General features: G+C 51.4%; 26 protein-coding genes and 1 tRNA gene. 10 read left to right on the forward strand and 17 right to left on the reverse strand.

The window, feature by feature from the left end:
- Positions 1-103 precede the first annotated feature (103 nt).
- The 9 genes from H924_RS11155 to H924_RS11190 form a co-directional block, all read right to left on the reverse strand.
- Entirely contained in the window at positions 104-787 is a 684-nt protein-coding gene (locus tag H924_RS11155; RefSeq protein WP_015652057.1) for a hypothetical protein, read from the reverse strand.
- An 82-nt stretch (positions 788-869) separates the two neighbouring features.
- Positions 870-1343 carry a hypothetical protein gene (locus H924_RS11160; RefSeq protein WP_015652058.1) on the reverse strand — a complete coding sequence of 158 codons (474 nt, stop codon included), beginning with the start codon at positions 1341-1343 and terminating at the stop codon, positions 870-872.
- Between the two features lie 12 nt (positions 1344-1355).
- Positions 1356-1478, reverse strand: a complete 123-nt coding sequence (locus tag H924_RS14695; RefSeq protein WP_281167546.1) for a hypothetical protein — start codon at positions 1476-1478, stop codon at positions 1356-1358.
- Positions 1475-1669: a helix-turn-helix domain-containing protein gene (locus H924_RS14235; protein ID WP_155861958.1), complete on the reverse strand. Its 195-nt coding sequence runs from the start codon at positions 1667-1669 to the stop codon at positions 1475-1477. The genes H924_RS14695 and H924_RS14235 overlap by 4 nt, the downstream gene beginning before the upstream one ends.
- Positions 1670-1872: 203 nt before the next feature.
- On the reverse strand, positions 1873-2988 hold the full coding sequence (locus H924_RS11170) for an AAA family ATPase (protein ID WP_015652060.1): 1116 nt from the start codon (positions 2986-2988) through the stop codon (positions 1873-1875).
- Positions 2989-2991: 3 nt separating this feature from the next.
- Positions 2992-3459 carry a hypothetical protein gene (locus tag H924_RS11175; protein ID WP_155861959.1) on the reverse strand — a complete coding sequence of 156 codons (468 nt, stop codon included), beginning with the start codon at positions 3457-3459 and terminating at the stop codon, positions 2992-2994.
- 506 nt (positions 3460-3965) lie between these two features.
- Positions 3966-4553, reverse strand: coding sequence for a hypothetical protein (locus H924_RS11180; RefSeq protein WP_015652062.1), 588 nt, complete (start codon positions 4551-4553; stop codon positions 3966-3968).
- 37 nt (positions 4554-4590) lie between these two features.
- Positions 4591-4971 (reverse strand): hypothetical protein, encoded by a 381-nt coding sequence (locus H924_RS11185; RefSeq protein WP_155885564.1) that lies wholly within the window; start codon positions 4969-4971, stop codon positions 4591-4593.
- Entirely contained in the window at positions 4949-5137 is a 189-nt protein-coding gene (locus tag H924_RS11190) for a helix-turn-helix transcriptional regulator (RefSeq protein ID WP_015652064.1), read from the reverse strand. Before H924_RS11190 ends, H924_RS11185 begins: the two co-directional genes overlap by 23 nt.
- Positions 5138-5279: 142 nt before the next feature.
- Here H924_RS11190 and H924_RS11195 point away from each other — a divergent pair, with 142 nt between their 5' ends.
- Both H924_RS11195 and H924_RS11200 read left to right on the forward strand, forming a co-directional pair.
- Complete coding sequence (locus H924_RS11195; RefSeq protein ID WP_015652065.1) at positions 5280-5834, forward strand: hypothetical protein; 555 nt, start codon at positions 5280-5282, stop codon at positions 5832-5834.
- Positions 5835-6076: 242 nt separating this feature from the next.
- Positions 6077-7045 carry a tyrosine-type recombinase/integrase gene (locus H924_RS11200; RefSeq protein WP_245533870.1) on the forward strand — a complete coding sequence of 323 codons (969 nt, stop codon included), beginning with the start codon at positions 6077-6079 and terminating at the stop codon, positions 7043-7045.
- Between the two features lie 72 nt (positions 7046-7117).
- On the opposite strand, the gene H924_RS11205 is transcribed toward H924_RS11200, so the two are convergent.
- Positions 7118-7190, reverse strand: a tRNA-Thr gene (locus tag H924_RS11205).
- A gap of 147 nt (positions 7191-7337) precedes the next feature.
- Here H924_RS11205 and thrE point away from each other — a divergent pair.
- The 5 genes from thrE to otsB all read left to right on the forward strand — a co-directional run bounded on the left by thrE (position 7338) and on the right by otsB (position 12053).
- On the forward strand, positions 7338-8804 hold the full coding sequence (thrE, locus tag H924_RS11210) for a threonine/serine exporter ThrE (RefSeq protein WP_029703038.1): 1467 nt from the start codon (positions 7338-7340) through the stop codon (positions 8802-8804).
- Between the two features lie 83 nt (positions 8805-8887).
- Entirely contained in the window at positions 8888-9220 is a 333-nt protein-coding gene (locus H924_RS11215) for a hypothetical protein (protein WP_015652068.1), read from the forward strand.
- Between the two features lie 11 nt (positions 9221-9231).
- On the forward strand, positions 9232-10695 hold the full coding sequence (locus H924_RS11220; RefSeq protein WP_015652069.1) for an alpha,alpha-trehalose-phosphate synthase (UDP-forming): 1464 nt from the start codon (positions 9232-9234) through the stop codon (positions 10693-10695).
- Positions 10682-11173 carry a hypothetical protein gene (locus tag H924_RS11225; protein ID WP_015652070.1) on the forward strand — a complete coding sequence of 164 codons (492 nt, stop codon included), beginning with the start codon at positions 10682-10684 and terminating at the stop codon, positions 11171-11173. Before H924_RS11220 ends, H924_RS11225 begins: the two co-directional genes overlap by 14 nt.
- 109 nt (positions 11174-11282) lie before the next feature.
- Entirely contained in the window at positions 11283-12053 is a 771-nt protein-coding gene (otsB, locus tag H924_RS11230) for a trehalose-phosphatase (protein ID WP_015652071.1), read from the forward strand.
- Here otsB and H924_RS11235 read toward each other — a convergent pair.
- Positions 12050-13153 carry a LacI family DNA-binding transcriptional regulator gene (locus H924_RS11235; RefSeq protein WP_404825336.1) on the reverse strand — a complete coding sequence of 368 codons (1104 nt, stop codon included), beginning with the start codon at positions 13151-13153 and terminating at the stop codon, positions 12050-12052. The genes otsB and H924_RS11235 overlap by 4 nt on opposite strands.
- A 112-nt stretch (positions 13154-13265) precedes the next feature.
- Between H924_RS11235 and H924_RS11240 the strand changes: the two genes are divergently transcribed.
- The 3 genes from H924_RS11240 to H924_RS11250 are packed head-to-tail and all read left to right on the forward strand — an operon-like array spanning position 13266 to position 15756.
- Positions 13266-14171, forward strand: coding sequence for a metal ABC transporter solute-binding protein, Zn/Mn family (locus H924_RS11240; protein WP_015652073.1), 906 nt, complete (start codon positions 13266-13268; stop codon positions 14169-14171).
- Positions 14172-14181: 10 nt separating this feature from the next.
- Positions 14182-14874 (forward strand): metal ABC transporter ATP-binding protein, encoded by a 693-nt coding sequence (locus H924_RS11245; protein WP_015652074.1) that lies wholly within the window; start codon positions 14182-14184, stop codon positions 14872-14874.
- Positions 14875-15756: a metal ABC transporter permease gene (locus H924_RS11250; RefSeq protein ID WP_015652075.1), complete on the forward strand. Its 882-nt coding sequence runs from the start codon at positions 14875-14877 to the stop codon at positions 15754-15756.
- A gap of 58 nt (positions 15757-15814) precedes the next feature.
- On the opposite strand, the gene rlmB is transcribed toward H924_RS11250, so the two are convergent.
- The 6 genes from rlmB to H924_RS11280 all read right to left on the reverse strand — a co-directional run bounded on the left by rlmB (position 15815) and on the right by H924_RS11280 (position 23650).
- On the reverse strand, positions 15815-16756 hold the full coding sequence (rlmB, locus tag H924_RS11255) for a 23S rRNA (guanosine(2251)-2'-O)-methyltransferase RlmB (RefSeq protein WP_015652076.1): 942 nt from the start codon (positions 16754-16756) through the stop codon (positions 15815-15817).
- 34 nt (positions 16757-16790) lie between these two features.
- Positions 16791-18173, reverse strand: a complete 1383-nt coding sequence (gene cysS, locus H924_RS11260) for a cysteine--tRNA ligase (RefSeq protein ID WP_015652077.1) — start codon at positions 18171-18173, stop codon at positions 16791-16793.
- A 126-nt stretch (positions 18174-18299) separates the two neighbouring features.
- On the reverse strand, positions 18300-20279 hold the full coding sequence (locus tag H924_RS11265; protein ID WP_015652078.1) for a sucrose-specific PTS transporter subunit IIBC: 1980 nt from the start codon (positions 20277-20279) through the stop codon (positions 18300-18302).
- Between the two features lie 167 nt (positions 20280-20446).
- Positions 20447-21712: a glycoside hydrolase family 32 protein gene (locus H924_RS11270; protein WP_015652079.1), complete on the reverse strand. Its 1266-nt coding sequence runs from the start codon at positions 21710-21712 to the stop codon at positions 20447-20449.
- 48 nt (positions 21713-21760) lie between these two features.
- A complete protein-coding gene (gene nagB, locus H924_RS11275) occupies positions 21761-22525 on the reverse strand; it encodes a glucosamine-6-phosphate deaminase (RefSeq protein ID WP_015652080.1) in 765 nt (254 codons plus the stop codon).
- Positions 22526-23650, reverse strand: coding sequence for an N-acetylglucosamine-6-phosphate deacetylase (locus tag H924_RS11280; RefSeq protein WP_015652081.1), 1125 nt, complete (start codon positions 23648-23650; stop codon positions 22526-22528).
- Positions 23651-23765: the final 115 nt, after the last annotated feature.

The raw sequence follows: 23765 nt of genomic DNA on the forward strand, positions 1-23765 counted from the left end.
TTGAAAAAGGCGACTAGGACGCTGTTTAACGCCCTATCCGCCCTTATGCTGACTCAAGTAACCAACACCCACTTTACCCTGTATAGCGGGCTTTTAGGGGGTTCTAGCGTGCCCTGTACACGGTTTCTGCGTTCGTTGGCTTCCAAGGAGAAACGAACACATGGCCGGGCACTTCCATGTCATAATCTGCATCGGAACGAGTAAGACTTACCCAATGGACAAATACCGCTTTACGATCATTAAGCGCCTTATTCGTCGTTTGCAGGTTATAAGTAAACACACTTGCGATCCGCACATGTTGAACCATCATTGAAGTGAGTGCCGCAATCTCCGGTGAGTTCTCTTCTAGAATGCCGCTGATCATCTCACTACTAAGATGCCCCCGGGCTTCCAATTCATGAATCAAGGCGGTGCGGGTAGGTGATGGTTCCATAGACGTGACCAGCCTGTACAGGCTACCAATGTCATCAGGGATACCCCTGCTAATAATCCGCTGCAATTCCATTTCGGCAACCAATTTGCCAGTGTCTGCCGTAGCCGTGGGGAGTGCCTTGTCACGTGCCGCATTGAATGCCTTGTCAATGTTCTTACTAATGGTTTCAAGGGCTGTTTCAACCTGTGCGACATAGGCGCGGTGCGGGGCAGTGTAGCGAGTCCACGCGTTGTTTTTACCGTCATCTGATAGATCATTATCCGCGTTCACGGCATTAGCGATAATTCCTAGCGATTCTCTAACCTTTTCGAGCTGTTCAGCGAGATTACGGAATGGTTTAGATGTAGTAGCCATATTGGGGGGTTCCTGTTCTGTTTAGGGGTGTGGTGTGAGTGTCTACGGGGTTGCAGGCGGTGCCCTACCCGGCCTTGTGGGGTTAGTGGTCATCAGGCCTGCCTTTGTCTAGGTGCACGGCCGCTTTAGTGGCGTACATGAAACGGTCTAAAGCTGCTGCCGCTTCCGCTTGACCTGCTACCTCTTCGGGTGCCCCGGTGGACTCTGTGAGCTTTAAAAACTTGTCGGTCGATATGGCCGCAATCATGATTTGGTCACGCCGTTCACCCGGTGTCGTGCAGTCTGTTTTTAGGACGGAATCAAGTTCTAAGCTGGCGATTTTCCTAAATTTGTCCGCTAGGTCTAACTTCGCGCTTTTAAGCTGTTCTGCGCGGGCGCTATTCGCTTTAGCAACATGATCGCCGCCCCAATCAATGTTGAGGGCTTTAGATATGTTGTCTATTTGGCGGGTCGATACCTGCAACCAGTTCGCGGTGGCGTTTCGCCCCATGCCGTAGCTTCGGCACCTAAGGACTTCTTGTTCTAGTTTTTGCTGGCGTGTCAGTTCGTCGGACATAAATCACCGTCTTTATTTTCCGTACACAATCCAGTTTGCGACCTCAAGGAATGCTTTCAATTCGTCGAAAGAGTCCACGATTTTCAGACCCTCGGTGAGTTCATCTTTCACTGCTTTGAATGACTCGGTACTCATGCGGACACCTCGATAGGGGCGTAGACACCATAGAAACTGCGCTCGATAAGTCCGTTTTTGGCTAGGTGCCATAGGGCGTTTTTGGTTCGTTGTGGGGTAGACCCGATTTTTTCGGCTACTTCCACGGGGGTCATTGGCTTATCCAAGGCGGCGAGCACTTGAGTACGAAAGATGCTTAGTCGTGTGGTCATGCGGGCTAGTGTGCCACCGGCCAAAGGTTGTTTAGGTTGGTGAAGTTTACAGGGGTGAAAGTGCCTAAGATCCCGTTTCCAAAATGTTGCACCTATATCTCTGGGAAGTGGGATCTTGGGATCTTGAAATATGACGGGATCTTGAAACATGCTTTGATCTGGAAGATCCCAAGATCCCGTTTCTAAACAAATAGATATAACATCTAGGAAGTGGGATCTTGATTTGGGATAAACCACTCCCAACCATCCTCAGTCTTAAACGTTTCAATACCCCAATCTCTACGTTTATTTGAGATCGTTTTCCAGGACGGTTTTCTGTTTTCTCTGTTCCAGAACTCTTCAACCATTTTTGCCGGGGCGGTGCCGTTGTGCATACGCAAAAATTCTTTAACGAGATCCTTAGCGTCCACCGTTTCAGGCTTGCCGGATTCCAGGGCTATCGCTGCTTTTTGTTCGATCAACTCAGTTGCGGTGTATTCCGATTGCCCCGCATACTCGAGATAGGGCACAGTATCCGTGAAACCGGTAGGGGTTGCAGCATTAAACCGGAACTGGTCTGCCTTTGTTCCAGTGGGGACTAGGTTGGACTTCTCAGCCCCTACAATCAGATACCCTGTTTCATCGTCCTGCTGGGCGTACAGTGTCATGCGTGCCGTTTGACGCAGTGCCGCTGTTGCCCCGTATTTATCGCGGGCGTTTGGGGTAGACATACGGTTAGTGTGGGCAATGAGTAGAACACTCGTATTGCGTTTAATGGCAAGCTCACGCCACGGCCTTAACGCCATCTTTGCCTGTTGAGTGTCCTTGATATTGAAGTGGCCGGGAACGGTATCGAGCCACGGATCCGCAATAATAAGTGCGGGCTTCACCGGCATTTCTTCAATCTTTTGCTGAATGTCCCCCGTGAATGTTCCCGACCCGGTGCCGTCCTTATTGGTGGCAATTACCCATACGTAGTCTAGGTTTGCTCCGGCTACTTCCAGGCGGGGGCGATCCATATCCGACCAGCCGTTTTCGGCGAGGAATAGCAACACATGGCGGGGTTCACCTTGAGGAATACCGGCAAAAGGGGCACCTTTACCAGTAGTGAGAGCCACAACCAGCCATACCCAATACAGCGACTTTCCGATTCCCTCATCTCCAACCAGCACAGTCATGTTGCCACGTGGTAAACGATGGCGCGCCAGCCACTCAATTTGTTTTGCCGGGGCTAGGTCTTTCGCATTCCAGGGGCGAGGCATATTGGTCACTGTGACATTATCGTCCGGTACTGCGGACAGTCCTACAGCTTCAAAGTGGTCATTAAGGTTTGCAGTCATTGGTTAGGCCGTCTTTCTATCGGAAATTCTGGTTACAGGCTGCTTGGGGGCGGGTGGTGGATACCCTCGAGACGTCCTTAACTGGTCGGTGAAGCGTCGAATGATGATGTCTAGTTCGTCCAAGCTGTGATCATTCGGGTTGATCTGTGCCCACTGTTGCCCCACCTCAATAAATGTTGCTTTGAAGTGTTCGTTCTCGAGATCCCGTTTCAATGCCGGGAAGTGGTGGGCGGTGGTTACACTCATGGCGCTAATTATCTGCAAGAACATGCCACGAATGCCGGTGTCTGAGTCGGGAAAGTTGCCCTGTTCGGCAAGAATGCTTTTGACCACGACGGGACTTAGGGATACACCATCGTCTTCGTGTCGGCTGGCGTGCTCATAGATTGCTTTGACGATGGTGACCGCGTTGGGGGTGAGTGTATCTTCCCGGATGGAATCAATCGCGGCGATGGCTTTCGCAGGGGTCATGTGCAACAGGCTGGCAAGTAGGTGCTGCTCTGTGTCTAGACTCTGTGGTAACATTTGGGGCAACATTTGATTTGGCTCTTTCTCCCCCGTGGTTACTTGGTCGTTTCCCACGGGGGATAGTCTTTTTGTGCTTGTCTCTACGGTAGATTGGTTTTTCAGGCGACTAGAAACGCCCACTTTTGTTGCGCATAAATTGCAGCGCCACCACAACAAAAGCTCTTGAAGTGGTGGCGTTTTTCATCTTTCTACCCCGCGCTATCTACCCGCATATCCAGGCCGTCGAACTCGGTCAACTCATAATCAATGGGGTCATTTTCGCATACGGTCAACCACCCCAACAGGGTAAGTATGTAGGGGACAGACTTTAACGGTGTATGATTCATTGAAGTAATCCATTCTGTTGGTTGCTTGTGCTAGCTGTTCTTAATCTCGGTGGTCGCTTGGGGCGACTACCGAGATTTTTCTTTGTCGAGAACCTAGGGCTTCCCTCGCACTACTGAACATCGCTAATCCTCTGTGCGAAATGCGGGGTGCCTACGGAAACCATCGGGGTAAAGCGTGGTGACGTAGTCATGTATGACCAGCGCGGTTGTTCCGTCATCTTGTGGTTCAGTTCCCGGCTTTTGGTAGTGCTCACGCACTGGAGTGCCGTTGCTGTATTTGGCTCTACCTGCAAGTCCGTGAACTCCCACCTCTAGGCGGATTAGATTCTGCGCTGTGTGAATCATGGCAATACCGTTTTGAAGATGTTCGGGCAGTTCGTCGGTGTTTAAGGCCGTTTCTGTTGACACTCCGTGGATCTCTTCATCTGCGGCTTCAAGTAGCCCCACAACTTCATGGTTGAGGAAAACTAGGGAATCTTGTGGGGTGTGGGTTGCTTCGTCTCGTTCGTAGTGGTTGAAATCAAGGGCGGTGAATGCTTTTAGGGTGGCGGGAACCAGATCATCGGCCATTGCCATGTATGCGAGTCGATCATCTCCGATAAACTCTTTCAGCGCTTTACCGATAGCGGACTGTAGATAGTCGCTTAGGGTGCCGTCGTGCCTTTCTGTAGTAGTAAACTCTGTTGCCGCGTTTGGTGGGTAGATAGACATTTGAAGTGCTTCTTTCTCTTAGATGTTGGATAGGCCGTTAAGCGGCGTTGAGTTCTTGTAGGTCGATGGTGACGCGTGCAGGCTTCTCGAGATCCACGGTTACGGCGGCTCCGCCTGCAATGACACGAAGTTGCGGGCGTCGCGGTGGGGTGACCACACTGCGCGGTATTTCGCGGGTGTTGGTGATCTCGAGCAAGTCACCACGACGGTTAGCAAAGGCGACTAGCCACGTCTTATTGCCGTCCTGGTCGATGTGCTGGTTCCCCCATGCAGCCCAGTCGCGTTGTACGTGCTCTATGTCTTGGTCTGTGAGATTGTCGCCGGGTACAAGGTCAGCGCCTTGTCGGATAAGTAGTAGATCGAAATCATTGAACATGGTGGTTTTCTCTTTCTCTTTACGCTGCGTTGATTTGGTCATTGATCCATTGGTTTACGTCTGACTTGAGGTAGTAGACGCGCCCCATGATTCGCACGAACTTCGGGCCTTTCCCCCTGCTTCGCCATGTGGCAATGGTGTTGATACTGAATCCGGTGGACTCTGCGAGCTCTGCCGGGGTTACTGCATCTTGCTTCATGTCGAACATTTGAAGACCTCTCTTTCTGGTTCAAACCTGCACTCTTGTCGTTGTTATGACTAAGCTATGCCAAGTGGCACTGTCTTGTCAACCCTATGACAACTTTGTATGCTTATTGCAAAACTGAACAGGGTAAAGACACAATGGGTAAATGCTCGAGTGGGAAATCTTGGAAGTCGGCCTTGAGGATGAGGAACATCATCCGCTTTATGTCGTGACCCTTGGATATGGGGAAAGTCAGACACGGGAAAAAGTGCAAGAGATTCTTAGGAAAAAACTTGATGTATCGCTTCCAAAAACACCCGCATATGCGGAAATGAAGCTCTTTTTAGACCCGGTTGCAGGACATGCGAGTGTGGTGGAAATAACCGTTAGCGGTGAGGAAATTACAACCTCACTGCTTCGAACACTTCCACTATCAAAGGTGGTTTCAGAAGCAATTGAGTTCATTCAAGAACAGAAAAAAGAGCAATTTGCACTACCGGGATTCCAAGAAATTGAAGTAACAGCAGACGACCGGAAACAGTGGCCACGTGGTGACAAGAAACGTGTATCAGTGCTGGTTGCAGATATTTTTAATCACGCAAAAGCCTTACGCATTCCTCCGATTCCTGAGATTGCAAAACGGTTTGAAGTCAGTAATCGAACAGCGTCAAGGATGGTTGCTTACTCCCGCGAAATAGGAGATTTGCCCACTGTGTCTTAACCCTCCAAAAGGATTAAGAAAGGCACAGAAAGACGATGGCAAGGAAGAAACTACCGATAGGTGAATTAGGGAACATTAGATTCACCCAATTGGAACACCGGAAATGGCGAGCACGCGGCCAAGTCCGCACCTACTCCGGTAAGCGCGTCCAGGTACAGGGCACAGGACGCACCCAGTCGCTCGCTGAGGAATCTTTGCGGGTCAATGCGAACATTAGGGTGTATGAGAACGACGGTGCCCCTATGGACTCCAACAGCACCCTAAATCAACTGCTTGAAGAAACGCTTGAAGCTATGCGCAATGGCACTGTAGGCAACAGGCTACGGATCCAGTCGGTGAACACGTATGAACGACAGTTGTCACTATTCGATGGCAAGCGCGGCGACCAGGCTATCGGGAACCTACATCTTTACGAATGCACTAAAACAGTGCTCACCCATTGGCTGATGAAGCTATCAGAACGCACCCCCGGCAATGCAAGACTTGCTAAGGTGCTTCTTTCTCGAGCTTATGACGTGACTGTCATGAACGGCCTGGAGATCTGGCCTAGTAACCCAACTCATGGTGTGAAGCTGAAAGGCAACGACAGTGACGATGGTGAACCAGTAGCGCTCTCCCTTGGTGAAGTGGGCGAGATCTGGAAGAACGTCCAGGCGTGGCAAACGCCCTACAAACGCACAGACCTAGTGGGCATTGTGGGGGCGTGTCTGGCTACTGGTTTCCGCATTAACGAAGTGCTTGCCATTCGTTGGGAAGATGTGGATCTAAGCGCTTCTCCGGCGACGATAGCGAACACCGGGACGATCGTTAGGCAAGACGGGAAACTCATTAGACAGTCTAAGACGAAGACGAAGAACGGTTACCGCATTGTGAAGCTTCCCGAATGGTTTAAAGAAATGTTGATCCTGCGTGTTCAGATGGCAGAAAGCACGCTCGTATTTCCCAACGACCGGGGCGGGTTCATGGATGCGGTGAATATCCGTACCCGGTTCAGGCAAGCCAGGGGCGAGGTTTTTAGCCACGTCCAATTGAAGTCATTCCGTTCATCTGTTGCTACTGCGATTGCGAACACCTCGAGCCTGGAGGACGCGCAGAAACAGTTAGGACATGGATCTAGTGCGATTACTCAACGCTATTACGTCCCTCGAGCGGTGGACGCTGGCGACAATACGGCCATCTTGGAATTGTTCGCACCGGATTCAATGTTATGACTAAGTTATGACTTGCCCTACTTGTAAACTTTTACCCCTTTACCAAACATGCAGGTAAAGGGGTATTTATTGAGCTGGAGATGGGACTTGAACCCACAACCTACGCATTACAAGTGCGTTGCGCTACCAATTGCGCCACTCCAGCACCGCATTTGATGCTGAGCATCAGATACAAAAAGGTATCGTAGCGCATTGCTTAGCACCAAGGGAATTCGGCGCTAAAGTGGCAGGTACACCCTGCGAACAAACAATCGTGATTGGACTTAGATCCTTGCAAGAAACTCTCCAACGGATAATAAGTTTTGCCACCCGACGCGGTCGCATTTCTACCGTTGACGCTGCAAAAGCCGCTCCACCACCATCACCACTTGCCCCCATTGATCTCACCGATCATAGCCAGGTAGCAGGCGTGATGGATCTCGCTGCGCGGATCGGGGATATTTTGTTATCTTCCGGCACTTCCAACAGTGATACCAAAGTCCAAATTAGGGCAGTTACCTCTGCTTATGGTCTTTATTATGCTCACGTGGACATCACGCTAAATACGATCACCATTTTCACCAATATTGGCAGTGAAAAGAAGGTACCTGTCAATATTTTCCGCGTGGTGGGCAAGCTGGACACTAACTTCTCCAAACTCTCTGAAGTTGACCGCCTGATTAGGTCTATTCAAGCAGGCGCTACCCCACCTCAGGTAGCGGAAAAGATTTTGGATGATCTGGAACAGTCCCCCGCTTCCTATGGCTTCCCCACTGCTTTATTGGGTTGGGCAACCATGGGAGGCTCGGTGGCAGTACTGCTCGGCGGTGGTTGGCAGGTATCCCTCATCGCCTTCCTTACCTCGGCGATCATCATTGCTACCTCTGCTTTTTTGGGAAAGCATGGCTTGCCGCTGTTTTTCCAAAATGTGGTGGGTGGACTTATTGCCACTATCCCAGCTGCAGTGGCCTATAGCTTGGCAATGCACTTTGGCTTGGAAATTAAACCCAGCCAAATTATTGCCTCAGGAATTGTGGTGTTGTTGGCAGGTTTGACCTTGGTGCAGTCCCTACAAGATGGCATCACCGGCGCCCCGGTAACAGCGAGTGCTCGATTTTTTGAAACCTTGCTTTTTACCGGTGGCATTGTGGCAGGTGTTGGTTTAGGAATTCAGCTTTCGGGAGCTTTAGATATTTTGCTGCCACCAATGGAAACTGCCACCGCCCCTAATCCTTCCTCTATATTGGCGCGAGTTATTGCAGGTGGAATTGCAGCAGCAGGCTTCTCTGTTGGTTGTTATGCAGAATGGTCTTCGGTGGTAATTGCTGGTCTTACCGCATTTATGGGTTCTGCGTTTTATTATTTTGTGCTGGTTTATGCAGGTCCCGTTTCAGCAGCTGCGGTGGCTGCAACTGCGGTTGGTTTTACCGGTGGCCTGTTGGCACGTCGCTTCCTCATTCCGCCGTTGATTGTGGCGATTGCTGGCATCACGCCGATGCTTCCCGGCTTGGCAATTTATCGTGGCATGTATGCCTCACTTAATGAGCAAACGCTTATTGGCTTTACCAATATTGCGGTTGCTTTGGCTACTGCTTCAGCCCTGGCTGCTGGCGTGGTACTGGGTGAATGGATTGCGCGACGTCTGCGCCGTCCGCCACGCTTTAACCCTTATCGTGCTTTCACCAAGGCCAATGCCTTCTCATTCCAGGACATTCAGCCCAAGCCACGACGTCAACGACGCAGAATGAAGAATAATCTCTACAACCAGCCCCGCAGCTGAGGTACGCACTTGGCCACTTAGCCACATAGCAAAAAGTAGCGTAGAATGCAGGGTCGATCGCTTTTTACCCTTCAGGAGGATCCTTGCCGGCCAAAATCACGGACACCCGTCCCACCCCAGAGTCCCTTCACGCTGTTGAAGAGGAGACCGCTGCCGGAGCTCGCAGGATTGTCGCCACCTATTCCAAAGATTTCTTTGATGGTGTGACCTTGATGTGCATGCTCGGCGTTGAGCCACAGGGGCTTCGTTACTCCAAAGTAGCCTCTGAGCATGAAGAATCTCAGCCAAAGAAGGCCGCTAAGCGCACCCGCAAGGCACCTGCAAAGAAGGCCACCAAGAAGGCCACGGCTAAGAAAACCACAGCTAAAAAGACTACAAAGAAGACCACTGCTAAGAAGACGACTAAGAAGTCCTAAACTTAGAGTTTATGGAAGCCTCCAATAGTTTTGTTGTAGTTGCCAATCGCCTACCGGTGGACATGACCGTCCACCCAGATGGCTCTTATAGCATTTCCCCTAGCCCCGGTGGCCTTGTCACGGGGCTTTCTCCCGTTCTTGAACAACATCGCGGATGTTGGGTGGGATGGCCTGGAACTGTTGATGTTGCTCCAGAACCTTTTCGCACCGATACCGGAGTGCTCTTGCATCCCGTCAAACTCACCTCAAGTGATTTTGAAGGATTCTACGAAGGTTTTTCCAATGCGACCCTGTGGCCACTATTCCATGACCTCATTGTGCAACCGGTGTACAACACCGATTGGTGGCAGGCTTTCCGCGAGGTCAATCTAAAATTCGCAGAGGCTGTGGCACAGGTTTCTGCACCCAACGCAACAGTGTGGGTGCAGGATTATCAGTTGCTTTTGGTGCCAGGCATTTTGCGCCAACTGCGTCCTGATCTCAAAATTGGCTTCTTTTTGCATATTCCTTTCCCCTCCCCCGATCTTTTCCGCCAGCTGCCTTGGCGTGAAGAGATTGTGCGCGGCATGCTCGGTGCTGATTTGGTGGGCTTCCACCTTATTCAAAATGCGGAGAATTTCCTGGCGCTAACCAAGCAGGTGGCAGGTACTGCAGGATCTCATACTGGGCAACCAGATGAGTTGGAAGTTCATGGCACCGCCAAGGTTCGTGAGCTTGGTGCTTATATTCGCACCCCTGATGCTCGAAATGTTGGGGTGGGAGCCTTTCCAATTTCCATTGACGTCAGTGCCTTCGGGAAGGCGTCGAAAAGCTCTGTTTTAAATCTTTTAAATGATTTGGGAAACCCCGAAACCACTTTCTTAGGCGTTGATCGCCTGGATTATACCAAGGGAATTTTGCAACGCCTGCTGGCTTTTGAGCAGCTTTTGGAAGCTGGCGCTTTGGACCCAGAAAAAGCGGTGTTATTGCAGGTTGCCACCCCATCGCGGGAACGTATTGATCATTATCGGGTCTCGCGATCACAGGTGGAGGAAGCTGTGGGGCGTATTAATGGCCGTTTTGGTCGAATGGGCCACCCAGTGGTGCATTATTTGCACCGTTCTTTGCCTAAGTCTGAACTGCAAATTCTTTATTCCGCAGCCGATGTCATGCTGGTGACGCCTTTTAAAGATGGCATGAACCTGGTGGCCAAGGAATATGTGGCCAACCATCGTGATGGCAATGGAGCTTTGGTGCTTTCAGAGTTTGCTGGTGCTGCAGCGGAACTCAGCGGTGCTTATTTGTGTAATCCTTTTGATTTGGAATCCGTTAAGCGTCAAATGGTGGCGGCGGTTTATGATCTGCGGCAAAACCCAGCCTCTGCGCGCGCTCGTATGCTTGCCAATAGTGAGCAGGTCTATTCCCATGACGTAAATGTGTGGGCAAATAGTTTCTTGGATTGCCTCAAGGAAGCAGGAGAAAATGCCAAAGCCTAAACTCCTCACCTCCCTGGCGCTGATTCCACTGGCACTGGGCTTAGTTTCTTGTGGTTCCGATGAGGTAGAAATGACTGATTCCACCTGGTTGGTCACCAATATTTACACCTCCCCCACCGAGGCAAATGCCATTAGTGATCTGGTAATTTCCCAGCCCAGCTTAGATTTTGGCATGGCTTCACTATCTGGTTTTAGCGGTTGTGTGCCTTTTACTGGCAATGCTGATTTTGATAAAGCTGGCCAAAAATCCACCGTCACCGAGGCTGAAAAAGTTACTTTTAGCGAACTCGATTTTGCTGAGTTGCCGGAAGATTGCCAAGGTCAAGAGCTTATGGTTCATGATCGCCTAGTGGATCTTTTGCCAGGTACTTTTGAGATCAGCCGGAAATCTGACACCGAGATCCTGCTGACCAAGGATGTTGAGGATTTGGATAAGCCATCTATCCGCCTGCTTTCTTGGGTTGCGCCCGCGCCTTAGCGCCCGCGCCTTAGCGCCCGCGCCCTAGCACTCAGTCCTAGCGGCTCAGCTCTGCGGGTGCCGGAAAATATCCGCCATAGGTCGCACCTAAATACGTACACTAGACGGCATGACTTTAAGTATTGAAGAGCTCGCGCAAACCCGCACCTTATTGGTGGTATCTGATTTTGATGGCACTATTGCTGGTTTCAGCAAAGAAGCCTACCAGGTCCCCATCAATCAAAAATCCCTTAAAGCCATTAAGGATTTGTCCAATCAGGCCAATACGGATGTGGTCATTTTGTCGGGCCGCCACCTCGAGGGACTGAACAAGGTTTTGGATTTGGGTGACTATCCCATCACCAAGGTCGGCTCCCACGGTTCTGAGGATTCTTCTCGTCCGCGCACCCTCACTGACCGAGAGCAAGAGCGCCTGGAGCATATCCATGCCGAGCTAGAGCAAATTGTCGAAGGCATCTCCGGCGCATTTGTTGAGGTCAAGCCTTTCCACCGCGTTTTGCACTTCTTCCGAGTCTCCGAGCCCGCATTGATCGAGCGCATTGTGGAAGCATCCACCCACGTAGATACCACGGGTCTCAAAGTAACCAAGGGCAAGAACATCATCGAATATTCCATCAGCAGCACCACCAAGGGCAGCTGGTTAGATGATTATATTCACCGCACCGAGCCCACTGGCGTTATTTTCATTGGCGATGACACCACCGATGAGCATGGTTTTGAGGTGCTTGTCGACGACCCCCGCGCCGTGACCGTGAAGGTGGGAGCGGGAGATACGGCAGCTAATACCCGCGTTGTGGGCATTGAAGATGTTGGCGATTTGCTGGAAAAACTGGCTTATGAGCGCATGCAGTACAACGAGCAGAAAAGCCTCGGGCTCTAAGCTTCATCCTTATCTACGCCTCTAAGCTGGGCAACGGTGCTGCCCCGGTTAAATTCCGTGGGCAGCACAATGGGGTGTTCTACATATTCTTCTTCAATAAGGCTCAGCAATAACTCGCCAGCCTTAAAACCTTTGAGTTTATTGGGCTGAATGACGGTACTAAGATCCCTGGCCAAGGCAAACTGGGTGCCATCGTAGCCAGTCAAAGAAAGATCCTCTGGCACCGTTTTTCCTACCGTTTTGAGATACTCCAACACACCAAAAGCCAGCGAATCGGTAGTACACAACACTGCGGTGAGCTCTGGGTGTTGTTCTAAAAGAGCCTTGGCAACCTTGAGGTTATGAGCGCGATCATTAATCCAGCATTCCATCACCGGCACGGTATCTGCAGCGATGCCTGCCTTATCAAAAACTTCCAAGGCTCCTTGTACGCGGGACTGCTGGACCTGATATTGGGCAGCATTTAAGCGCTCCGGAGAAACATATCCATCATTGCGCACGCGGTCCAGGCGAATCGACAAAATTCCAATTTTGCGGTGCCCAGCGTCAACTAATAATTGTGCGGCTGGAGCGATAGCAGCTTTATCATCCACGCCTACCCATGGCACCTCTTTTTCCGATACTGGTTGATCGGCAATAACTGCTGGTAATCCGCGTGATTTTACCGCTTCTAGGTGCGGGTCACCTTGAGCTACTGAGTAAATAACAAAACCATCTACCGCTGCTTGATTAACCAATTGCTGCGCAGAAATATGATCCACACTGCTTTCTGGGGAAGCAGGGATCAAGGTTAGCTGGGTATTTCCGGCGGCTTCGGCAACACCTGCCAAAAAGTCCACTGAGGCCATATCTTCGAAGGCATAGGTGAGATCTTCAGTCAGCAGCACGCCGATGGCTCCTGCCCGGCGCGTCCTCAAGCTACGCGCCACGGGGTTGGGGCCTAAGTAACCCATCTTTTCAGCGGTGTCCAAAATGCGTTGTCGCAGTTCCGCTGAAAGTTGCTCGGGGCGATTATATGCATTGGACACGGTGGTTCTTGAGACTCCAAGGGTTGCTGCAATAGATGCGAGCGTTCCATATTGTTGTTTCCGCGCCATAATGAGCCAAATCTACCAGGAGTATTCATCAGGCAGTGAGCTTTACCCTCTCAGGCTTACCCCGGTGCATTTTCAATAGGTTTTCATGTTGACAGCGCTTTTCAATAAGCATTAAATGGAATTTATGAAAAAACTCCTGTGGACTCTTCCCCTCCTTCCCCTAGCTTTGGTGGGATGTTCTTCTACTAACGCAGATTCTGCGGGATCAGCTAGCGAAGACGGCGCCCTTAATGTGGTTACCTCCACTCAGGTGTGGGCTGACGTGGCAACGGCAGTATCCCCCGATGCCAATGTAGAAGCCCTTATTAGTGGCGGTTCAGCGGATCCACACTCTTTTGAACCTTCTGCAACAGATATGGCCAAGATTGCCGAAGCAGACATTATTATCGTCGGCGGCGGTGGTTATGATTCCTGGCTTTATGATTCTTTAGAAGCTGATGACTCTCGCATTGTGCATGCCATGGACTTAAACGAGCATGACCACAGCGAGCATGCTGCAGATGCCCACGAAGCTGAAGTAGACAATGAGCACGTATGGTATTCCACCGATGCGGTATCCGAGGTAGCAAGCGATTTTGCGGCAAAGGTTGTTGAACTTAATGCTGATGCCACGGTTACCCCAGAGGCTGTTACTGCCAAAATGGATGAGCTGCACGCTGAGATCGCAGCCCTTCCGGCAGTTAAAATCGCCCAAACTGAGCCGATTGCTGATCACATTATTAGTGAATCCCAGCTTATTGAGTCCACTCCTGCGGGATACCGCGCAACGACTCTAAGCGAGGGTGAAGCAACTGCCTCCGATGTTGCTGCCTTCCAGGAAATTATCCGTACCCATGGCATTGATGTGCTGATTTATAATCCGCAGTCCGCCTCACCAGTTGCCACTAGCCTGAAGGAATTGGCGGAGGAGAACAATATCCCGGTTGTGGAGATTTCGGAGACGCCCGAGGGCAGCGAGAACTTCCTTGACACTTTCACCAAGGCAGTCACCGATCTCGCAGCTGCCGCACAGGGAGTTTAAGATTATTTAAATGTTGCTGACTTTTAAAGATGCAGCCGTAGATCCCCTCTGGCGCGACTTGAACTTGGAGTTGCGCCAGGGGGAATTTCTGGCCGTACTAGGCCCCAACGGTGTCGGAAAATCCACCCTCATCGGCACAATTTTAGGAACCCGTAAGCTCACCAGCGGTTCGGTGTCCACCGACGCACGCCTGGGGTATATCCCCCAACAGCGCATTTTCGACGTCCCCCTGCGCGCCCGAGATCTGGTTTCACTTGCTGCGTCTCATGGTGTGCTTAAAGGTCGCACCCCGAGCAAGGGTGTCGTCGACAAGCTTCTTGCGCGCGTTGGCGCGACCGGAATCGCCGAGCGGCGCGTAGGCGAGCTTTCAGGTGGGCAGCAACAGCTTATCCGCCAAGCTCAAGCGCTTGCCACACAGCCTCAACTGCTGCTTGCCGACGAACCCCTGCTCAGCCTGGATCCTGGCATTCAACAGCGCACGGTCTCCCTTTTTGGCGAACTCAAAGCCGAGGGCGCCGGAATTGTGGTGGTCACCCACGATATTAATCCGCTTATCGGGCTGGTAGATCGCATTTTATACCTGGCTCCCAATGGGCATTCCATCGGCACTATCGATCAAGTTATGCAATCTGAGAAGCTCTCTGAGCTTTATAATGCGCCGGTGACAGTGGCGCACATTAATGACCGAATTGTGGTGGTGTAGGTGAATTTAACAACCTGGATTTCTGATACTCAGTACCTACTGAGTGTGGAATTTGTCCAACATGCCATTATCGCTGCTGCCTTGTTGGGACTACTTTCTGGTGTTATCGCACCGCTAATTGTGGTGCGCCAGCAGTCTTTTGCGGTGCATGGCACTGCCGAACTTGCCCTCATGGGCGCGGCCGCCGCACTGCTTTTTGGCCTTAATGTAGGCGGTGGCGCGGTTATTGGTTCCGTGGTGGCCGCAGTTTTATTGGCGCTGCTAGGTATGAAACAACAAGATGCTGCCGTGGGTGTGGTGATGAGCTTCGGTCTGGGCCTGTCAGTGCTGTTTATTCACCTTTACCCAGGGCGTAGCTCCACCGCATTTTCACTGCTGACCGGCCAAATTGTGGGTGTGTCGGCAGCGTCCTTGTGGATTTTGGTGGCGGTAACGGTTGTTGTGGTTGCAGCTGTAGCTATTTTCTGGCGCCCTTTACTTTTTGCTAGCGCCGATCCGCTAATGGCACAGGCATCAGGTATTAAAGTTCATGCCATTTCCGTTGGATTTGCCGTGCTCGTGGGCTTAACCACCTCCCAATCTGTGCAGATTGTGGGTGCCCTTTTGGTTATGGCTTTGCTGATTACTCCAGGGGCAGCGGCCGTGGCGATTACCGCAAATCCCCTAAAAGCTGTGGCTCTCGCGGTTATTTTTGCCGAGGTCTCGGCAGTGGGTGGACTTTTGCTGTCTCTCGCCCCTGGCCTACCAGTCAGTGTTTTTGTGACCACCATTTCCTTCCTTATTTACCTGGTGTGTCGCCTAATTGCTTGGGTACGAGGCCGTGGCGCCCAACGTGATGAAGACGCTTTAAAGCGTCGCCTGCATGATCAGCATCATCATTAAAAAAAGGTATTGCTCCAAACCGTGTGGTTTGGAGCAATACTTTTTTGTGTTTTAGGCTTTAGCCTTTGATGCGGCGCTGACGTGCAAACTCAGAAAGCACAACACCTGCTGCAACAGATGCGTTGAGGGACTCAACCCAATCCTCAGTAGGAATGGACATGATGGTATCGCAGTTTTCGCGAACCAAGCGGGAAATACCCTTGCCCTCAGAACCAACCACGATGACCACGTTGTCGGTGCCATCGTAGGTGTCCAGGGTGTGGTCTCCACCAGCATCCAGGCCAATAACCTGGTAACCGTTTTGCTGGAATTCCTTCACAGTACGGGTCATGTTGGTTTCTTTAGCCACTGGAACGCGCGCTGCGGTACCTGCAGAGGTACGCCATGCAACAGCGGTAACAGAGGCAGAACGACGCTCAGGGATGATAACGCCATTGCCGCCGAATGCACCCACAGAGCGGATTACTGCACCGAGGTTACGAGGGTCAGTGATGTTGTCCAAGATGACAAACATGGCAGGCTTATCAGAAGCTGCAGCACTGGCGATGAGATCTTGTACATTCGCATACTCAAATGGTGGGATGGACAGACCAATTCCCTGGTGCATGCCATTGCGGGTCATGCGGTCGAGCTCAAGCTTGTTGACCTCAAGCACTGGAATACCGTGGCTGGCTGCCAAACGGACGGATTCGCTGAGGCGCTCATCGTTGGTGGCGCCTTCTGCAACATAAAGTGCAGTTGAAGGTACGCGAGCCTTGAGGCACTCAAGGACCGGGTTACGGCCTACAACCAACTCTGGCATTTCCCTATCGTGGCGGCCACGATCGCGACGCTCGCGCTCGACCTTGCGCTTGTGTGCTGCGTGGTAAACGCGGTCCTCTGCCTTAGGGGTTGGGCCCTTGCCCTTGAGTCCGCGACGAACCTGTCCACCGCTGCCCTTGAGGGCGCCCTTTTTATTAGTTTTGCGCAAACCGCCGCGGCGGCTGTCATTTCCTGCCATGTTTAAAACTTCTCCTTCTTAAGAGTTACAAACTCTACTGCAATTTCCAGGTAGCACCATCAGCGGTGTCCACGACGTCGATTCCGGCGGCTGCTAGTCGATCACGAACTTCATCAGCAACTGCCCAGTTTTTCTCTGCGCGAGCATTAGCCCGGCGCTCAAGTTCTGCTGACACCAACACGTCTAGTGCCTTATCTGACTTCTCGTCAGTATTTGTTCCTGCCCCCCATTCAACAGGATCGAAGCCCAAAACACCCGTCATGGCTCGCACGGCGCTTGCTAAAGCTTGTGCAGTTTCCTTATCTCCCTTGTCAAGGGCAGAATTTCCCTCGCGCACCGCATTGTGAATTTCTGCAAGAGCTTTAGGAACAGCGATATCTTCATCCATGGCAGCTGCAAAACCTGCGGTCCACTCACCCACTGGTACTTCTCCCACGCGCTCCAAGAAACTTTCGATGCGACGGTAACCAGCGGCTGCTTCTTTAAGCGCATTTTCGGAGTATTCCAGCACTGAACGGTAGTGGGCGGAACCTAGGTAATAACGCAATTCGACGGGACGAACCTGCTTGAGCATTTCAGGTACAGAAAGCACATTGCCCAAAGACTTAGACATCTTTTCACCGGCCATCGTGACCCAGTGATTGTGCATCCAATAGTTGGCAAATTTATCGCCGGCTGCATGTGCTTGGGCAATTTCATTTTCATGGTGCGGGAATTGCAGATCCAAACCACCGCAGTGAATATCAAATTGTTGACCCAAATAATAGGTAGCCATAGCGGAGCACTCCAGGTGCCAACCCGGACGGCCTTCACCCCAAGGGGTTGGCCATGAAGGTTCACCAGGCTTAGCGGCTTTCCACAGTGCAAAATCCTGTGGTCCGCGCTTGCCAAAGTTATCGGTTTCGCCCTGTTCCATATCTTCTACTCGGTTGCCAGAGAGAGATCCATAATCAGAGCCCTCCGCCTTGGACCAGGCTGCGACATCAAAGTAGACGGAACCATCAACGGCATAAGCAAAGCCATTGTCGATCAAGCGCTGCATGTACTCCACCATTTGGGTGACATGGCCAGTGGCACGCGGCTCAACAGAAGGAGGCAAAACTCCTAAGGTGTTATAGGTCCAGGTGAATTCACGTTCATAGGTGGAAACCCATTCCCACCAGGGACGGTGATTTTCTGCTGCTTTGGTGAGAATTTTGTCATCAATATCGGTGACATTGCGAACAAAGGCAACGTCTAGGCCTTGTGCGATTAGCCAGCGACGCAAAATATCAAAGGCTACGGCAGAGCGAACATGTCCGATATGGGGCAGGGCTTGGGGCGTGGCACCACACAGGTACACCGAGGCATGCCCAGGTGTAACAGGCTGAAATTCTCGAAGCGTACGGGTACCGGTGTCAAAAATGCGTAGAGTCACGCCACCTAGTCTAACTGGCGATAAGCAAGGTGTTGTGCAAACAGTGGACAAAGGCCTTTAAGAACAAGCGAACCCCGCGATGCGCCTTAAAGGCGTTCTGCGGGGTGTGCTTAAAAAGTGACTGTATTATTTGGCAGCTTCTGCAAGTTCTTTGACGCCGACACTCAGTAATTTGTCTCCGGCCGCTATGGAACCTGCAGCCAGGCTAGCTACTGGACCGGTCTTACGTGAGTTGGAAATGACAATGGGAGTTGTGATTTCATAACCAGCTGCTTTGATGGATGCGATATCAAACTCGCAGAGCAACTCCCCTGCTTGTACCTCATCACCCTGCTTTTTAAAGGCTTTAAAGTGCTGACCCTTCAGGTTTACAGTGTCAAAGCCAATGTGCATGAGAACATCGATGTCTTTGCCATCAGTTCCCTTAGTGCGCACAGCAAAGGCATGACCGGAGGGGAAAGCTACGACAACCTTGCCACTAACTGGAGAAACCAGACGGCCTTCGCTTGGAACGATGGCAATACCTGCGCCAAGTTTGCCGGTGGCAAACATTTCATCGCTCACGCTGCCCAATTCAATGGCTTCGCCAGTTAGTGGTGCCTGAATAACAGTGGAATCGGCTGCCAGATAGTTTTCTAAGTGTGTAGTTGCCGCTGGAATGACGGCTGCACGTGGGCTTGCGTCTGGGTCGATGGTGCCGTCTCTCTTAATGAGGTAGAAACCATAAAACAGGGCGGAAGCAAAGGCCAGCACGAAGGTGATAACTGCGCAGACCAAGAACATCGCCATGTCTGGAGCGTCAATGGAAACCACTCCGAGGAATCCTGCAGCACCGAGGGCAACTGCCTTGATATTAAAGATGGCGATTAGTGCGCCTCCAACCGCTGCGACACCGATGCCGATGAAGAAAGGCCAGCGCAAACGCAGGTTCACGCCAAAGATGGCAGGTTCGGTAATTCCGAGTACTGCAGAGATTCCAGAGGCTCCAGCGAGGCCTTTGAGCTTTTCACTCTTGGCCAGGAAGAAGACGGCCAAACACACAGCGCCCTGAGCAATATTGGCCATGGAAGCGGTGGCAAAGATGAAGGATCCACCCTGGTTAAAGAGTTCCAGCTCAATTGGTGGGAAGGACTGGTGCAATCCGGTGATGACGATTGGGGAATAAACCAGACCGAAGAGCAAGCCACCGATAGGGCCACCGAATTCATAAATGTTAAGCAAGCCACTCGCCAGCCAATCGCCAATAAAGCGCATGGCAGGGCCGATGGCAATGAAGGTGAGGAAGCCAGTGATAAGCAGCGTAAGAACTGGGGTTACCAAGAAATCTGCAGTGCCCTTGAGCCTGCGGTGGAAGAACTTTTCAATGGTTGCCAACACCCAGGCAACAACCAGCACAGGTAGTACCGTGCCCTGATAGCCAGCTTGTGCAACTTCGAGACCAAAGAGGTTCCATACTGGCATTTCACCGGCAGCCATGGTGGTGGCCACGCTGTAGCCATTAACCAGACTTGGGTAAACCATGGCCATACCCATGCCCGCGCCAAGGAACTCATTGCCACCAAAACGCTTGGTGGCGGTAAAGCCCACCAACACTGGGAGGAAGGCAAATGGTGCAGAAGCAAGCAGGTTGATCATCTCGGCTGCGCCACTGATTTGTGGGTACATCTCGACCAAAGACTGTGGTCCAAAGAGATCTGCTGCGGTGAGCACGTTATTTAGTGCCATGAGCAAACCGCCACCGACCAAGATCGGAATCAGCGGGACGAAGATATCGGCCAGTGCTTTAACACTGCGGCTAAACCAGTTGCCACTATTAGCTGCCACGTCTTTGAGTTGCTCGGTGGATACTGCGATGTCTTTGGAGGTAGCTGCGTCCATTTCCCTAAAGACGTTATCTACGTCGCCTGGGCCAACGATGACCTGGAACATGCCACCCGTTTCAAAGGTGCCTTTGAGGTCTGGGTCATTGTCGAGCAATTCTCGGTCAACGTTGTTGGAATCTTTTAAAACCATGCGCAGGCGGGTAGCACAGTGGGCGGCGGCGAGAATATTTTCTTCGCCGCCAACACCGCGGATAACCCGCTGTGCAACGTCTTTGTGGTCCATAGACCTCTCCTTAAACGGGGATTTTAAGAACAAAACATCATGTTTGTTCGGAAACTACCCCTCATTAAACATGCTTGTTTATGCCCGTTCAAGGGTTTTGGGCAAAAATGTGTAAAAACTATCACATTTTCACTAAAGGTGTGATCTATTTTACTTTCTAAAGAAACTTAAAAGGTTCGGAGGGAATATAAAAACCTGCCATCACCTGCACTTATTTCAATTGCAGTGATGTCATCAGCAATTAATAGCTCACCACCATCGAGAGCAACTTGGCGCCTATCCCCAGCACGATCCACCGACAAAACCTTCCCATCCCACGCAACGGCGATGTTTGGTCGGATGTCTACTCGGACAGGCTCGCGCCCAAGCTCAAAACGGCTCACTCCCTCTTCCCCGGCCGGCAAAAGTAGCTCTTGATAAAGCTCATGCCCTTTAAGGCTGAGTCGACGCGGAACCGTAAGACAATGCACCCATCCTTCCGCTTCCACGGTGGGGTGATCATCTTGGGCAGGCAGTCCCATCCAGCCAATCAGCCAGGTTTGCACACCGGATACCGCTACCTGTGGTGCATAAAATTCATGGCCATAATCCAACTCGCTAAAGCCACGCAGCACGGTAAATGTTGTGCCTTCTAACCGACCAACCACATATCCGCACTGGTCAGAGCTGGCATAATGCGTGGTCTCAGCATCAATTCTTTCCAAGCCCTGAGGGCAGAAAATAAGCACATCAAGATCTTCGCCAGTTTCCAAATCATGCATAGTGAAGAGGTTTGGACATTCCCACATATAGCCACCGGGGATCAAATCTGGAGATACCCCAGGCTCCGCTTGGCTGAGATCAAAAGTGATCTCGCCACTGAAATCCCAATTTTCCAAATCAGCAGAGCGGTACAAGACAACGGTTCCTGTTTCATCTTCCCGCTGGGCGCCGAGCACCATTTTCCACCCAGCGCCGTCGACGCTGATCATAGGATCGCGGTAGTGAGCCGTAAACCCAGGCGCGGGCCCGTCGATAAGCGGGTTTAATGCTGATCGACGATGGACACCGCCCATTTCCCCAGCCGGATCTTCCACCTCAACCAAGTTTTGGGTGGCGCGGCGCTGGCCGTCAACTTTGAGATTGCCGGTATAAAAAAGGCGCAGTTTATTGTCATGGACCACGGCACCGCCGGAATAACATCCGTGCAGGTCATAGGAGAAGTCCGGATACAGCGCGTTGGGAAAATGGCGCCACTTTAAACGCTCTGGGCCTCGTAATTCAGTAACCGCATGACCCCAACCGGTGCGCTTAGGCGCATAGGGAAAACCGGGATCATGCTGATAATAAACATGAAGATTATTGCCATCAATGTAGACACCGTTGGGGTCATTGAGTCGCCCCTGGGGCGGGGTGAGGTGATAACTGGGGCGCAAAGATGCGGAGTTGGACATAGTTTCACACCCTACTTATTCACCGCTTGTAGCAGGCGGCTTTGTTTCTTATTCGTTCAAATTTGCCTGTTCCACATGCCGGTAATACTCAACATTGTCCAAGCGGCTAGCTGCAGCTTCATCAATAATCACAGTCACGGCTGGATGCATTTGCAAAATGGAAGCCGGGCAAGAGGCAGATACTGGACCTTCCACCGCTTGGGCAATGGCTTGGGCTTTGCTCTCCCCTACAGCCAATAAAAGAATGTTCTTGGCGCGAGAAATTGTGCCAAGTCCTTGCGTAATCGCATGGGTTGGTACTTCATTTTCAGATGCAAAAAACCGCGCATTATCGGCAACTGTTTTAGGATGCAGCGCTTGAACTTTGGTCAGCCCACTTAGTGAAGAGCTAGGCTCATTAAATCCAATATGCCCATTGGCACCAATTCCTAAAATCTGAATATCCACACCGGCCCCAGAAACTTGATTTTCATATGCTTGGGCAGCTGCAAAAGAATCTCCATGGTCGCCAGCAGGACTAAAAACGCGGTCATCGGCGATATCAATGTGGCTGGTTAAAGTATCGCGAATGGTCTGGTAATAGCTATTTGGATCGGTACGGCTAATGCCCACATACTCATCCAAGAGGAATGCTTGGCACTGTTGAAAAGATATTTCCGCATCCTGATTTAGTCGAATTAGCTCTGCGTAGGTGGATAGTGGAGTTGATCCCGTGGCCAGGCCCAAGGTTGCTCCGCGGTTGATAAAAGGACTCATTAACTGAGCTGCACTTTGTCCCACAGCTTCGTTGTTTTTTCTAATGAGGATGCGCATTTAGATCTCCTTCACATAAACAGCTGCGACTTGACCCTGGGAATCCAAAGCCACGATATTCAAGGGAGCATTTACTTCAATAGCATGCTGCCTAAGGCCTAGTACGCGGGAAGCAGTTGTAGAACTGAGCTGGGTTGCGTCGCAAAGCGTCATCCCCCTGGCAACGTGGCGCCTAAATTGCTGCGCTATGGTGCTGGTGCCGCCAGCGATGGCGCCGCCGTTTTTGAGGCGTGCCACGCCTCCTTGTACCTCAACTTCCAGCACACCGAGGATGTAATTTCCATCCGGCATCCCGGCAGCCTCGATGGCGTCACTAACAAAAAATGCACGCTCAGAGCGGGCAAAATCGACGGTGCCGTCAGATAAATGAACACCATCTGCCACCAATTCCACAAAGGCCTCGCCGTTTCGCGCGGCTGCCAACATGGCACCGGCAGCACCTGGGGCGCGGTGGTGCAGCGGAGGCATCGCATTAAAAAGGTGGGTGGCAGTAACCTTTAGCCCTAGCGCTGTGGCCTGGGAAATTGCGTGCGTGGTGGTCTCAAAATCAGCATCGGTGTGGCCAAATGAAACGATAATGCCGTGCTGCACACAAAGTTCAAGCAGTGCAACCAGGTTGGGAGTTTCTGGGGCGATGGTGATGGACTTAATCCAGCCCGCAGCAGCTCCAATGATCTGCCCAAAATCTTCCGGGTTGCCAGGATAAATAAAATCAGGGTTTTGGGCACCACAACGGCAAGCGTTAATAAAAGGACCCTCTAGGTGAATACCAAAAAGCAAGCCTTCCGCACACAGCTCTTTCAGCACTTCTACCTGCTTTATGAGCTCTTCCGGCGGCGCGGAAACCAAACTTGCCAGCAAAATTGTGGCGCCTTGGGAACGGTGAAATTGGGCAGCCCGGCGCGCCTGTTCCACAGTTCCAGTGGGAAAAGCTCCACCCAAGCCACCGTGATTATGCAGATCAATAAAGCCTGGTACAAGGGTTAATCCTGTACTTGCCAAGCCATTATCTGCTGCCGGGTTTCCGGATACCGCCACAATGTGTCCGTCTTTGAAGGACACAGTGCCATCAATAATTCCGCGGGGAGTAACAATCCTTCCGCTAATCTCACCGGTGCTTTTCACTTTGATTTTTATCCCGTCCGCTTTTGAAGCTTGTGGATCATTCTTTGATTATTGTTCTTCCCTCAAACAAGCATAGGACGTATGATGTCTTATGTCCATCGTTTTTGTTGGTCAT

The sequence above is a fragment of the Corynebacterium callunae DSM 20147 genome (assembly GCF_000344785.1).
Classification (GTDB): domain Bacteria; phylum Actinomycetota; class Actinomycetes; order Mycobacteriales; family Mycobacteriaceae; genus Corynebacterium; species Corynebacterium callunae.

Bases quoted from the DNA above. Each gene is read 5' to 3' on its own strand.
- H924_RS11155 (WP_015652057.1), bottom strand. From the start codon at position 787: ATGGCTACTACATCTAAACCATTCCGTAATCTCGCTGAACAGCTCGAA.
- H924_RS11180 (WP_015652062.1), bottom strand. From the start codon at position 4,553: ATGTCTATCTACCCACCAAACGCGGCAACAGAGTTTACTACTACAGAA.
- H924_RS11170 (WP_015652060.1), bottom strand. From the start codon at position 2,988: ATGACTGCAAACCTTAATGACCACTTTGAAGCTGTAGGACTGTCCGCA.
- H924_RS11265 (WP_015652078.1), bottom strand. From the start codon at position 20,279: ATGGACCACAAAGACGTTGCACAGCGGGTTATCCGCGGTGTTGGCGGC.
- H924_RS11190 (WP_015652064.1), bottom strand. From the start codon at position 5,137: ATGTTCGACATGAAGCAAGATGCAGTAACCCCGGCAGAGCTCGCAGAG.
- H924_RS11160 (WP_015652058.1), bottom strand. From the start codon at position 1,343: ATGTCCGACGAACTGACACGCCAGCAAAAACTAGAACAAGAAGTCCTT.
- H924_RS11270 (WP_015652079.1), bottom strand. From the start codon at position 21,712: ATGTCCAACTCCGCATCTTTGCGCCCCAGTTATCACCTCACCCCGCCC.
- H924_RS11245 (WP_015652074.1), top strand. From the start codon at position 14,182: ATGTTGCTGACTTTTAAAGATGCAGCCGTAGATCCCCTCTGGCGCGAC.
- H924_RS14695 (WP_281167546.1), bottom strand. From the start codon at position 1,478: ATGAGTACCGAGTCATTCAAAGCAGTGAAAGATGAACTCACCGAGGGT.
- H924_RS11185 (WP_155885564.1), bottom strand. From the start codon at position 4,971: ATGACCAAATCAACGCAGCGTAAAGAGAAAGAGAAAACCACCATGTTC.
- H924_RS11220 (WP_015652069.1), top strand. From the start codon at position 9,232: ATGGAAGCCTCCAATAGTTTTGTTGTAGTTGCCAATCGCCTACCGGTG.
- H924_RS11225 (WP_015652070.1), top strand. From the start codon at position 10,682: ATGCCAAAGCCTAAACTCCTCACCTCCCTGGCGCTGATTCCACTGGCA.
- rlmB (WP_015652076.1), bottom strand. From the start codon at position 16,756: ATGGCAGGAAATGACAGCCGCCGCGGCGGTTTGCGCAAAACTAATAAA.
- H924_RS11240 (WP_015652073.1), top strand. From the start codon at position 13,266: ATGGAATTTATGAAAAAACTCCTGTGGACTCTTCCCCTCCTTCCCCTA.
- H924_RS11175 (WP_155861959.1), bottom strand. From the start codon at position 3,459: ATGACCCCTGCGAAAGCCATCGCCGCGATTGATTCCATCCGGGAAGAT.
- H924_RS11200 (WP_245533870.1), top strand. From the start codon at position 6,077: ATGGACTCCAACAGCACCCTAAATCAACTGCTTGAAGAAACGCTTGAA.
- nagB (WP_015652080.1), bottom strand. From the start codon at position 22,525: ATGCGCATCCTCATTAGAAAAAACAACGAAGCTGTGGGACAAAGTGCA.
- H924_RS14235 (WP_155861958.1), bottom strand. From the start codon at position 1,669: ATGACCACACGACTAAGCATCTTTCGTACTCAAGTGCTCGCCGCCTTG.
- H924_RS11195 (WP_015652065.1), top strand. From the start codon at position 5,280: ATGCTCGAGTGGGAAATCTTGGAAGTCGGCCTTGAGGATGAGGAACAT.
- otsB (WP_015652071.1), top strand. From the start codon at position 11,283: ATGACTTTAAGTATTGAAGAGCTCGCGCAAACCCGCACCTTATTGGTG.